At 60.3% G+C, this 12,433-nt stretch carries 10 protein-coding genes and 1 pseudogene; 2 read left to right on the forward strand and 9 right to left on the reverse strand.

Features of this window, described 5'->3' with window-relative positions; genetic code table 11:
• Positions 1-21: 21 nt before the first annotated feature.
• Together gatA and gatC are read right to left on the reverse strand one after the other, a co-directional pair.
• A complete protein-coding gene (gatA, locus tag FYJ31_RS08245; protein WP_154536449.1) occupies positions 22-1,563 on the reverse strand; it encodes an Asp-tRNA(Asn)/Glu-tRNA(Gln) amidotransferase subunit GatA in 1,542 nt (513 codons plus the stop codon).
• Positions 1,564-1,566: 3 nt separating this feature from the next.
• Positions 1,567-1,866 carry an Asp-tRNA(Asn)/Glu-tRNA(Gln) amidotransferase subunit GatC gene (gene gatC, locus FYJ31_RS08250; protein WP_011068473.1) on the reverse strand — a complete coding sequence of 100 codons (300 nt, stop codon included), beginning with the start codon at positions 1,864-1,866 and terminating at the stop codon, positions 1,567-1,569.
• Between the two features lie 582 nt (positions 1,867-2,448).
• On the opposite strand from gatC, the gene FYJ31_RS08255 reads away from it, so the two are divergent.
• Positions 2,449-3,417 (forward strand): type IV toxin-antitoxin system AbiEi family antitoxin domain-containing protein, encoded by a 969-nt coding sequence (locus FYJ31_RS08255; RefSeq protein WP_007051533.1) that lies wholly within the window; start codon positions 2,449-2,451, stop codon positions 3,415-3,417.
• Between the two features lie 434 nt (positions 3,418-3,851).
• On the opposite strand, the gene FYJ31_RS08260 is transcribed toward FYJ31_RS08255, so the two are convergent.
• The 4 genes from FYJ31_RS08260 to FYJ31_RS08275 form a co-directional block, all read right to left on the reverse strand.
• Complete coding sequence (locus FYJ31_RS08260; protein WP_154536450.1) at positions 3,852-4,700, reverse strand: TrmH family RNA methyltransferase; 849 nt, start codon at positions 4,698-4,700, stop codon at positions 3,852-3,854.
• A gap of 93 nt (positions 4,701-4,793) precedes the next feature.
• Positions 4,794-5,423 carry a phosphoribosyltransferase gene (locus tag FYJ31_RS08265; RefSeq protein WP_012576696.1) on the reverse strand — a complete coding sequence of 210 codons (630 nt, stop codon included), beginning with the start codon at positions 5,421-5,423 and terminating at the stop codon, positions 4,794-4,796.
• On the reverse strand, positions 5,420-6,844 hold the full coding sequence (gene rmuC, locus FYJ31_RS08270) for a DNA recombination protein RmuC (protein ID WP_060620498.1): 1,425 nt from the start codon (positions 6,842-6,844) through the stop codon (positions 5,420-5,422). The genes FYJ31_RS08265 and rmuC overlap by 4 nt, the downstream gene beginning before the upstream one ends.
• Positions 6,845-7,050: 206 nt before the next feature.
• Positions 7,051-7,332, reverse strand: coding sequence for a metal-sensitive transcriptional regulator (locus FYJ31_RS08275; RefSeq protein ID WP_065472742.1), 282 nt, complete (start codon positions 7,330-7,332; stop codon positions 7,051-7,053).
• Between the two features lie 110 nt (positions 7,333-7,442).
• Between FYJ31_RS08275 and FYJ31_RS08280 the strand changes: the two genes are divergently transcribed.
• Positions 7,443-10,109, forward strand: coding sequence for an HAD-IC family P-type ATPase (locus tag FYJ31_RS08280; RefSeq protein WP_065472744.1), 2,667 nt, complete (start codon positions 7,443-7,445; stop codon positions 10,107-10,109).
• Positions 10,110-10,192: 83 nt separating this feature from the next.
• Here FYJ31_RS08280 and FYJ31_RS08285 read toward each other — a convergent pair whose 3' ends face one another.
• The 3 genes and pseudogenes from FYJ31_RS08285 to FYJ31_RS12485 all read right to left on the reverse strand — a co-directional run.
• Positions 10,193-10,927, reverse strand: a complete 735-nt coding sequence (locus FYJ31_RS08285; RefSeq protein ID WP_012576692.1) for an MIP/aquaporin family protein — start codon at positions 10,925-10,927, stop codon at positions 10,193-10,195.
• Positions 10,928-11,264: 337 nt separating this feature from the next.
• Positions 11,265-11,765 carry a single-stranded DNA-binding protein gene (locus FYJ31_RS08290; protein WP_154536451.1) on the reverse strand — a complete coding sequence of 167 codons (501 nt, stop codon included), beginning with the start codon at positions 11,763-11,765 and terminating at the stop codon, positions 11,265-11,267.
• Between the two features lie 327 nt (positions 11,766-12,092).
• Positions 12,093-12,433, reverse strand: a pseudogene (locus tag FYJ31_RS12485) (alpha-L-fucosidase); the annotation flags it as partial.

A 12,433-nucleotide genomic window follows, 5' to 3' on the forward strand; every position in this document is an offset into this window, starting at 1 on the left:
TTGTTTCTTTCCTTCCGATGCTCACTTGCCCAGACCGTCAAGCCATGGGGTCTTGAGGTCGTTCCAGATCGGGCCGTTCCAGCCGTCCTCCAGCGCTGCTTCGAGGGCCGCAGCCGGCTTGTACATGACTTCGTCGCGCTGCTGCGGGGCGATGAACTGGAAGCCGACGGGCAGACCGTCGTCGGACAGGCCGGCCGGGATGGACATGGCAGGCACGCCGGCGAGGTTGGCCGGAATCGTGGCGATGTCGTTGACGTACATGGCCAGCGGATCGTCCATCTTCTCGCCGAACTTGAAGGCGGTGGACGGGCTGGTGGGCGAGATCAGCACATCGACCTGTTCGAAGGCCTTCTTGAAGTCCTCGATGATGAGCGTGCGGACCTTTTGGGCCGAGCCGTACCAGGCATCATAGTAGCCGGCGGACAGGGCGTAGGTGCCGAGGATGATGCGGCGCTTGACCTCGTCGCCGAAGCCGGCCTCACGGGTGTAGGCCATCATGTTGGCGGCGGTCTGGGGCACGCCGGCCGGCGGCATGACGCGCAGACCGTAGCGCATGCCATCATAACGGGCCAGGTTGGAGCTGACCTCGGACGGCATGATGATGTAGTAGGCGCCCAGCGAGTATCCGATGTGCGGGCAGGAGACCTCAACGACTTCGGCGCCCATGTCCTTGAGCTTGTCGACGGCCTCGCCGAAACGGGCCTCGACGCCGGGCTGGAAGCCCTCGCCGCCGAGTTCCTTGATGAGGCCGACCTTCATGCCCTTCAGATCGCGCTTGGCGCCTTCGCGGGCGGCGGCGACCATCGGACGCGGGCCTTCGGGGATGGAGGTGGAGTCGCGCTTGTCGTGGCCACCGATGATCTCCTGCAGCAGGGCGGAGTCGAGCACGGTGCGGGAGACCGGGCCGATCTGGTCAAGGGAGGAGGCCATGGCGATGGCACCGTAGCGGGAAACGCCGCCGTAGGTGGGTTTGACGCCCACGGTGCCGGTCAGGGCGCCGGGCTGACGGATCGAACCGCCGGTGTCGGTGCCGAGGGCGAGCGGGGCTTCGAATGCGGCGACCGCGGAGGCGGAGCCACCACCGGAACCGCCGGGCACGCGCTCGGTATCCCACGGGTTGTGGGTGGTTTGGTAGGCGGAATGTTCGGTGGAGGAGCCCTGGGCGAATTCGTCGAGGTTCGTCTTGCCGAGAATCGGCATGCCGGCGGCCTTGAGCTTTTCAATGACGGTGGCGTCGTACGGCGGCACCCAGCCTTCAAGGATCTTGGAGGCGGCGGTGGTTTCGATGCCCTTGGTGACGATCATGTCCTTGATGGCGATCGGCACACCAGCCAGCTCAGGCAGGGCGGCCTTGTCTTCGGCGGACTTGGCGTCGAAGGCGTCGGCCTGCTCGAGAGCCACATCGCCGGAAACCTTCAGGAAGGCCTTGATAGACGGCTCAGCGGCTTCGATCACCTTGAGGTGGGCTTCGACGAGCTCGCGAGAGGTGACGTCGCCCTTCTTGATGGCAGCGGCCTGCTCGGCAGCAGACAGTTTGACAAGAGTTGCGGTTTCGTTGCTCATCGATTACTCCTCGCTTCCCAGGATTCGCGGTGCCACGAACATGCCGGCCTCGGTCTTCGGGCCACCGGCGAGCGCCTCTTCCTGCGTGAGCGGGGTTTCGGCGACGTCCGGGCGCAGGTAGGCTTCCAGCGGAACCGGGTTGGCGGTCGGCGGCACATCGTCGGAGGCGACTTCCTGGACCTTGTTGATGGAGTCTGCGATGACGTTCAGTTCGCCCTGCAGACGGGTGATTTCCTCATCGGTGAGCGCGATTCGGGCCAGATCGCCCAAATGCACGATTTCTTCGCGTGAAAATGTTGGCATGGCCATAACTATATGAGCCGTATGTGACACGCAGTTGTCGGGAATCCTCATTTTCCCGCCTACTGGAGCCCTTCAGCGAATCAGAAGCTCAAGCCGGTCGAGCATTTGCCCCGCTGCTGGCTTCTTCGGCGGGGCAAAACCGTTGCCGGACCGCAAGTTCACCTTACTGAGACGACTCGCAGCAGAGCAAAACCGCGAGCTGACCGATGAAACGCCCCGCTCAGCCATCCCAGCAAAACAAAACCGCGGTCCAACCAATAAAACGCCCCGCTGAGACGCCCCGCAGCGAGGCAACGCCACGGCCCAACCGCAAATGTGCCCCACTGAAGTATCTGCATGGCCACCCTAATAAGCTCACAATGAGCCCAAACACACCTACATCGAACATATGAACGACAATCGCCCTGCGCACCTCGCCAGTTATCCACATTTTGCATACCCACCCAAAAGAATCCACATAATCAGTCCAATACGGTCAGATGCCTGATAATCAGGCAAAAACACACATCTAGGCACCGAAGTTAGAACCACATAACCCCAGACAGATAGACACCGTGTTCACCATTGGCATACCGTCGAATCATGAAACATCACAAAGCAGTGGACATACTCATCACGAAGGCTGAAGCAACGCAACAGTGCGCTTATGGAACAACCAAGGCACACCGCTCGGCGCTGGCTCGGCGCGTGCAGGCGCGCGAACTCAAACGTGTATTCCCCAACATGTACGCCGCTTCGGAATACTGGGATTCGCTGCAACCCGACGAACGTATCAGACATATTGCACGAACTCTTCATAACAGACATCCGGATTGGGTGTTCGCCGGGGTCACGGCAGCGGCCATCCACGATTTTGAACACCAATGGCATCTTCATGCTGGCACCATCACTCTCGCCACAACATCACGAGGCCCCAACGCCAGCAGTGCAAAGGTCAAACGCATCTTCACGTCAAGCAGCACGCCAGAATATGCCAATGGACTCCCGGTGACCAGCAAAGCCAGAACGGTGGTGGATTGCGGGCTGTCCGTCGACTTCCGATTTGCACTGCCCATTATCGATTCGGCGCTGCGCAACGGCGTCGCCATCACGGACATTCTGAATGTGTGCAGCACTATGCGACGTGATTGCACGCCGATATTCCGCCTACTGCATTATGCCAATCCGGCGAGTGAGAATGGTGGCGAGTCACTTGGACGAGGCACCATCATCGCAGGCGGCCTATTAGCCCCAGAACTGCAACAAAACATCACCGACCCGCAAACCGGTGCTCTGTATCGCGTGGATTTCCTCTGGCGGCTACCTGAGAATCGGCTTATCGTGGGCGAATTCGATGGCTATGAAAAATATGTGAACCCGGATATGAATGACCGCAAGGGTGTTCGTGGTGCAGTTCAGGCGGAGAAAGAACGGGAGACGGCACTGTACCGGGCCAAAGTCGACACCATTGTCCGATTCACCTATGAGGAGGTGATGCAACAACATCCTTTACTCAATAAGCTGCGGGCAGCCGGCATACCTCATGCTGGAACAGTGATGGGAGCTGGTTAAGCGCAGTGAACCACGGTGGTCAAATCCATGGGGTCAGAGTCACCAGAACCATGGTCACTGCAGAACCGCCAAAGCCATAGCCATGACAAACTGCCAGGACCATGGCCGAACCGGCAGAACTGCCAAAGCAGTAACCCGCGTTATTTGATATCTGATATCCGCTTTTCCGGTGATGATGAGACCGCCGATCCATGCGGCGGCAGCCCAGGCGATGAGAATCAGGCCGGACTGCCACCATTCGGGAATCCAGTAGTCCGGTTTAACGGCTTCGGCCAGTGTGGACTGCGCGGAGCTGCTGATGCCTGCGGTGAGCAGGATGCCGACGATGCCGGCGGCAAATGCGAATTAATGCCGCGGCGATGGATTTGGTGGCGTAGATCATGCCTCTAATGTGGCCCATATTGGGCAGATGCGGCGGGATTGTCGATGCATGGCTACACGCCTGATACGGCGTGTTGGGCAATCCATGCGTGCATGGCCACGGCCGCCGCAGCGCCTGCATTAATGGAGCGCACGGAACCGAATTGAGAGATGTAGACCACATCGTCGGCCAATGCGAGAGACTTGTCGCTCAATCCGGGGCCTTCTGCACCGAAGAGCAGCAGGCACCGCTTGGGGAAGGTATAGGCTTCCATCGGCACTGCGCCGGGAATAATGTCGAGGGCGATGACGCGGGCGGCTTGAAGCTCCTTGATGCGCGCATCACAAGCATCGATTTCGGCCAGCAGCTCATGAAGGTGCTTGTTGTTTCCATCCACAGCCACATCATGCGCATGGATGGCGGCGGCACCGGCCTTGGCTCGTTCATAGGCGATTTCACCGGCGATGCGATGATGCCAGCTTTCCACCAGTTCGGCGATGGAGGGGTGGTGTTCGACGTGCTGGTACAGTTCGGTCATCAACGCTCCCTTGCGATTCCACTTGTGCGGGCCGACGATGTGCACCCTACGGGCCTGGAAGGCGTTGGCGGTGCGGACCATGGAACCGATGTTGAAATCGTGGGTCCAGTTTTCCACCGCAACTTCGAAGTCGTGACGCCCTCGAGCGTCAAGATCGGCCTTAATGGCAGCGACGGTCCAGTAGCGGTAACGGTCCAATACGTTGCGGCGGTCGCCGTCGTTCAACAGCACCGAGTCGAAACGACCGTCATAATTCGGAGAAGTCGGATCGTCAGGACGAGGCTCGCCGGGATGGGTCTCAGACCACGGCCCAAGGCCGATTTCACGGAATTCCGGTTCACCTGAAGCCTTGGCAGCCAAAGAAATCTGGTTGGGTGCGTGCAATCTTTCTCCTCGATAACGCTATTCACCGGTTCCTCTTAGTCAGCTTCGCTGCTCAGCCCGGCTGACTTTATGCGAGGGAAGTCAAAGGTGGATTTACCGCAGTTCGGATTCGTCGAAGACCTGGATGAAGGGGAGCGTTTGCTCGTCGCCGGTGGAGGGGTTGACCACATTGATGTCTTTGGCACCGCCACCGACGAGCGAGGCGATGGCCACGACCTTGGCACCCAGCTGCTCCACTATGCCAAAGTCGAGGCTCAGCTCATTGCCGTTGCGCAGGGTGACCAGCGAGCTGGTCTGCACGTACGACTTTTCGGACAGCCAAGCATCCAACAGCACCACACGGCGGCCTTCGATGGAGGGGCCCTTGATGGACGGGTAGACGAAGTCCATCACGAATCCATCCAGGTCCTCGCCACGAGAGGAGGCGGCCTGGATCATGGCGGACACCATGGGCACAGATGCTGCGGTCAAGGCACCAACAGCATCGAAGTCATCAACCGAATAGCCCGCATCTTCCAAAGCGTCAATCAGCACATGGCCCATGACGGTGGCGGCATGGTGGTCGAAAGTCACCGCGGCAAGTTCGGAGAACGGACGGCCCACCACATGCTCCCTCAGCAAGGTGGCTAGCTGCTCACGCGGCTCCAGCATGGCAAAGTCATTATGGCTCTTCGCGACGGCGAGGTCCGGGGTACCAGTGGGGCGGAATCCAGATTCAGTCATGACTCCAGACTATCGCCTGAGGCAGTCAGATGAGTATCACCCTCATCGGCCGGCACCACTTCAGGGGCGGACAGTTCGCTCACATTGCCTTTATCTGATTCGATGATCGGTACTTCCTCGATGATCTTGGTCGGTTCGATTTTTTGCAGCTTGCGAGCGGTGGGCAACACACGGCGTTCCAAGCTGGACGCGAACTTGTTGTAGGCGCTGACCGTCTTAGTAATCTGGGTGCCCAATTTGATGGCATAATCACCCAACGTGGAGAACCGTTCGTACAGTTCTCGGGACAGATCGAACAGCTGCTTGGCGTCATCGGTGAGCGACTGCTGCTGCCAGGCATAGGCGACGGATTTCAGCACGGCCCACAGCGTGACCGGCGAGGTGAGCGCCACTTTGCGAGAGAACGCATCATCCATCAGTGTGGGATCGGCTTCGAGCGCGGCCTGCAATAGTGCCTCATTGGGGATGAAGGCCACCACAAAATCGGGTGCCACATCAAAGGCATTCCAATAGGCCTTTTCGCCGAGAGCACGTACATGCTCGCGCAACGCCTTGGCATGGGACCGCAGCAAATCATCGCGGCGGGCAATATCCTCGGGGCTGGCGGTGTCCGGGATTTCGCAGGCACGCTGGTAATCGGCATAAGGCACTTTGGCATCAATCGGAATGGTCTTGCCTCCCGGCAGATGCACGATCATATCCGGGCGCAACGTACGCCCATCGGCATCCGTGACCACCACCTGGGTATCGAAATCGACATGTTCCAGCAATCCGGCGGATTCGACAATGTTCTTGAGCTGGGCCTCGCCCCACGCGCCACGCACCTTGTTGTTGCGCAATGCGGCGGACAGGGAGCTGGTCTCCTTGTCCAAACGGGCCTGCTGGTCGTTGAGCCCCTTGAGTTGGGCTCCCAATGCGCCCATTTCCCTCTTGCGGCCCTCTTCGATCTGCGTGACCTTGTTCTGCAAGGTATCAAGATTTTTGGCCACTGGCGCAAGCGCCTCGAGCACCTTGCTCTGTTCTTTCAAACGTGCTTCCTGTTCAGCACGCTTGGCCTCGGCGTCCCGAGCATCCGCCTGACGCTTCCGTTCCGCCTCCGCAGCCGCACGCTCACGTTCCTGCTGAATGCGAATCTGCTCAGCCTGCTGCGCCTGGGCAAGTTGTGACTTGGCGAAAGCCAATTGCTGGTTCACGCCTTCAATCTGAGCCTGTGCGGCAGCATTGCGAGCACTGAGCTCAGCATTCTCGAATCGCGCATTCTCCAGCGAGGTCTTGGCCTCCTCCAGCTCCTCGCTTTTGACGCCTCGAGCCATCTCCTGACCCTTATGGCGCCCCAGCACGAAGCCGGCGAAGAGGCCAAGCCCTGCACCAACCACTAGCACGACGATGACGATAATCACGGTTCCTATTTGCTCAAACATGGTACCCAGTATGTCATCGATGGTGAATGACGGTAAATTTTTACCGAACTCGACGATTTCAAGCCGTTAAACGGACGCTCAGCAGCCCACATTGGACGCTTGGCCTTATCACAGTCGAGCATCAACCGTTATTATGCTGTGTCGTATCCGAGCGCCAGACGGCCTTTCATGATTTGCCAGCGCGCGTCATCATGCGGCAGAACTCGTCACGATTTGACGAGACGCGCAATGGCCGCGGAAGCCTCCGCAAGTTTTCCATCGGCCACCTCGCCGCCCTGGACCGACGCCTGCCGCACGCAATGGTTGAGATGATCGTCCAGCAGCAATAACGCCACGGATTTCAGCGCCGAATTCGACGCCGAAATCTGCGTCAGAATATCGATGCAGTATTTGTCATCCTCCACCATCTGCGTGACGGCGCGCACCTGCCCTTCGATACGGCGTAATCGTGCGATGACCTTGGCCTTGTCCTCGTCATAACCATGCATCGCAAACCCCCTGATACTTATCCGTCAGCTGAACACACCCCATTATATACCCTCTAGGGGTATAGGGTATACACTGTTGTTCAGTACATCAGGAGTGGGAAGGAACAGTTATGGAGTTCAGCATTTTCTCGACCATCGCGGCGCTGATAGTGGCGGCCGCATTGACATGGCTGGTCCTGCGATTCTTCTTCGGAACGCAGAAGGCAACGGCCGGGGCCATGGACGCTTCCGGCGAACGCCAATCCGCAACAATCACCGTCAAGGGCGGGTACTCCCCCGCCGTGGTGAGCATGCGTGCGGGTACGCCGATCACACTAGCCTTCGACCGGCAGGAGACCGGCGAATGCACCTCGCATGTGGTGTTTGCTGATCTGGGACTTGACGCCATGCTGCCGGGCAACGCCACCACCGACGTGGAACTGCCGGCGTTGCCGCCGGGCGAGTATCCGTTTGCGTGCGGCATGAATATGGTGCATGGGATGTTGAAGGTTGAGGGAGAGGACGGCTCGGATGAGAACACGCCCCTTCCTCATCCTGATGCTTCGTATACGGCACCTACCACCGTGGATGCGGCGGAGGCCGATCGGCGAGAGGCGGCTGAACGCGCCAATGAGATCAAGGCGCTGACGAAGCTGGTGATTGTGGGCGCAGTACTGACGTTGCCGGTATTCGCCGTCACCATGCTGCATATGGCCAATCCCACGCTGGTGCCGCATTGGATGGTGAACCCGTGGTTGCAGGCCATCCTGATCACGCCGGTGATGTTCTACTGCGGGCGTCCGATCCACACGGTCGGCTTCCCCGCGTTGGCGCATCACTCCCCCGACATGAACTCGCTGGTCTCACTGGGCACTTCGGCCGCCTACCTGTATTCGCTGGTGACCTGCATCGCCCCGTGGGTGTTCCCGGAAGGCTCGCGCGAACCGTATTTCGAATCGGTTGGCGTGGTCATCACCTTGGTGCTGGTCGGCCGCCTTCTGGAAACCAAGGCCCGCGAAGGCACCGGCAAGGCGGTGCAGTCGCTCATCAAACTGCGCCCGCGCACCGCGCACAAACTCAACGCCACTTCCGCAGACAATGTGGACGGCATCGAATGGCGCAATCCGGCGTATTTCACGGACACCGACATCGACGCCATCGCCACCGGCGACCTGCTGGTCATCAAGAACGGCGAGCGCGTGCCCACAGACGGCATCATCGTGGCCGGCGAGGCGCATATCGACGAATCGATGATCACCGGCGAATCCAAGCCGGTTTCCAAAACCGTCGGCGATCCGGTAACCGGGGCCACCGTGCTGCTCAAGGGCGACTGCGTGATGCGCGCCACCCAAGTCGGCGCGGACACGGTACTCTCGCAGATCGCGGCGATGGTGGCCCGCGCCCAGGCGACCAAGGCGCCGGTGCAGCAGCTGGCCGATAAGATCGCCCGGTATTTCGTGCCGGCGGTGATGATCATCGCCATCTGGACGTTCGCCATCTGGGTGTCACTGGGCCCGGTGCCGCAACTGGCGCATGCGCTGGTCACCGCGGTCAGCGTGCTGATCATCGCCTGCCCGTGCGCGCTGGGACTGGCCACGCCGCTGTCGGTGACGGTCTCACTGGGCTTGGGCGCCACCAACGGCGTGCTGGTCACCAGCGCCAAGGCGCTGGAACAGGCGCGTCGCATCGGCACCGTGGTGTTCGACAAGACCGGCACCATCACGCGCGGCGTGGTGGACGCGGCCGCCGACTGGGACAAGCCGAGCTACGAGCAGGACACAGTCAAGGAAGGCTCGCGCGAGGCCATCGCGGCGTTGCGCGCACGCGGCATCCGCACGGTGATGCTATCGGGCGACAAGGCCGAGGTAGCCGGGCGCATCGCCCGCGAAGTCGGCATCGACACGGTGATCTGCGAGGTCAAGCCGGACGGCAAGGCCTACTGGATCGCCAAACTGCAGCGCGAACGCGACGAGGCCGCCGCCAAGTCCGCGGATGGCGCCTCCCGCACGGCCGCGCAATCCCGCACTCTGATTGCGATGGTGGGCGACGGCATCAACGACGCCCCCGCGCTGGCCCAGGCGGATCTCGGCATCGCCATCGGCACCGGCACGGACGTGGCGATGCAGTCGGCGGACGTGACCTTGATGAGCGGCGACTTGCGCGGCGTCATCAAGACCATCAACCTGTCCAACGCCACGATGCGCAACATCCGCGAGAATCTGGGGTGGGCGTTCGGCTACAACGTCATCGGCATTCCGGTGGCCGCCGGCGCACTCTACCCGTTCACCGGCTGGCTGTTGAGCCCGATGATCGCGGGTCTGGCGATGGCGTTGAGCTCGGTGTGCCTGGTGCTGAACGCGAACAGGCTGCATGGGGCGAATATCAACGTGGGTGCTGCCGATAGCACCGCTGGCTCGGGCAACAGCACGGCGGATATCGAATCAGCCGGATCGGCCGAATCAGCCAACGCCGCCAACATCACCGGCTCCACCACATCCAACGCGCCTCACGAGCCGACCATCATCATCGACGATCGCACCACGCTGAATCCAACCAATCACGTATCCGACCAATCCAATAATCCAACCAACAAGGAGAACACTATGGATATGGGAATGCACATGCACCACGTCACCCCGACCGACGGCGAAACCGCCACCGACCCGGTGTGCGGCATGACCGTGGCGGTGAATGCCGACGCGATCACGCGCGAGTATGAGGGCAAGCCCTATTACTTCTGCGGCGAACACTGCGCCACGAACTTCATGAAGGCCCCGCAGGTGTTCCTGGAGCAGTAGTCTCTGCGTTTACCTGATTCAACGACAATGGCCTCCGCCCAAAACGAGCGGAGGCCATTTGCGTGCATGAATCAATCAACGAATCAGCTGGCGAAGAAGAACACGTACAGCCAGACACCGATAATGGCACCGACAATCGGGGCCACAACCGGGATCCAGGCTTCGCCCCAGCGGGACGTACCCTTGTTCGGAATCGGCAGGATGGCGTGCAGCAGTCGCGGCATGAGATCACGGGCCGGGTTCAGGCCAGGGCCGGTCGGGCCACCCATGGAGGTCACGAGGCCCCACACAATGAAGCCGACCACGATGGAGGATGCGGCGTCGTCGGCCTTGCCCCACGGCAGCGTCAGGCAGCACAGTGCGCCGAACACCAGCACGAGCGTGCCGAACATCTCGTTGAGGAAGTAGTTGACCTTCTTGTTGTCCGCGTCAGTGGTGCAGAAGGTGCCCAGAATCGCCTCGGCGTCCTCGGTCTCCTGGTAGTGCGGGTAGTAAGTGATGTAGACGATGAGCTGGCCAAGCAGGGCGCCGAGCAGCTGGGCGACGATATACGGCAGCACTTCATTCCAGGGGAACAGGCCGTTGATGGCCTGAGCAAGGGTCATGGCCGGGTTGATATGAGCGCCGGATACGCCACCGAACATGAGCACCGGGAACATGACGCCGAAGCCATAGCCCATGGCGATGTTCAGCCAGCCGGCGTGGTGGCCCTTGGTGTTCTTGAGCTCGACGTTGGCCACGGAGCCGTTGCCGAAGATCATCAGAATGGCGGTGCCGAAGAACTCGGCGGCCAGCTTGGTAAAGAGAGGATAATCCACTGCTTCTTCTTTTCTCTTCGCCGCGCAACAGGCATGGCTGACTGTTCACGGCATTCTGTGTGATTGGAAATCCGTTCGCGGAGCCGGCGACGCGATTTACGCTGGGCGCGAAAGCAAACGTGGCGATTGTACACTTTGCCCCACGACGAAATGCCGGCAGGATGCGATGTCGAATGTCCAGCCGAATGCAATGCCCAGAAAGCCACCGGAATCAGCCGAAGCGACCTCGAATCTCAGTGGTTGCGAGATACGGGCTTCACCTCTTTTATTGTTCTTCGGCGGATCGTATTCCGAGTCGTCCACAACGGACGGCATTTCGGCTTTTGGCGACGCAGCGTCACATCAGCGGAGCCGCGAAGCCGCCCACATACGTCTGGCCGGGAGCCGCCTGAGCGACGGGAGTTACAGCCGGAGCGGCAGTCATCCATTGCATCGCGTCTTTTCGCTGGGCATTCAGCGCGCGTTCCGCGTTGGCGATCTGGTCAGGGACGATTCGCCGGCCAAGCATGGCCATGCGGCTGCGTGGCTGACCGTCATCTGACAGATAAGCGCCGGGTTCCGCGACTTCGCCGAATGCGATGACCTTCGCGCCTTTGACGAATATGTCCGGATAGTCATTCATCTTCTTGGCGATTCCGTCGGCGGCTGGGCCGTAGAAGCTGACATCGACCGTGGTCTTGCGGCCGTCGAGCCATTGCTGCGATTGCCGGTCGAAGTATCGTTCGTTGTGGACGACTCGGAATACGATTCGCGCCTGTTTCTCGCTATTGGCCTGCCGGTATTTCGGTTCCGACGCGAGATTGCCTTCGAGGACGTTCGTTGGTTTGCTTGCCGTCATGATTCTTCCTTCCGTGGTCGCCGCGCATGACGGCTTCCATGATGGACCGCGATCAGGGAAGGAAGTGTTTGAACCGGGATCTCCGTGAATGTTTTTTCATGTCCCAGGAAACGGAATCGCACGCCCGACGACGACTTGAAAACTTGCGTCCGGACGGATAATTTTTTATTAGACATATTGTCTAATTATGTTTTCGGGAGGGGAAATCCTCGATACCTTTCCAAGGAGGAACGATGCCCATTTTCTACCCTGTACGCGCGCATATGACAAGGTGCCGCATCCGATAATATAGCTGTATATCGAATACGGCACCTTCAGCGCAATCCGTCAGCGACGGACGAAGTGCACGACCTGCGGCCCCGCCACTTCCGAGGCCGGAACATCGGCGGTCAGCACGTCGCCGTCGGCGTCCACGGCGACTGCGGATCCGCCAAGCGTCACGGCGGAATCCGCGTCCACAGCATCGGCGGCGATGCGCAGCGGAACCCTGCCCGCAGCATCGACGACGGCATAGACGCTCTTGCCGTCTCCGGTCCAACGAACCCATGGCTCGCCGTCCCCCTCTCCGGAAGGCGAGGCTCCCGGCACCGGTTCGACATCATGGATACTCGGCGAGTTCACGTCCATCCAGTCGGCCATGCCCTCGAGGCACTGACGCTGCAGTTCGG

The organism is Bifidobacterium sp. WCA-178-WT-4B (assembly GCF_009696495.1).
GTDB lineage: Bacteria > Actinomycetota > Actinomycetes > Actinomycetales > Bifidobacteriaceae > Bifidobacterium > Bifidobacterium infantis.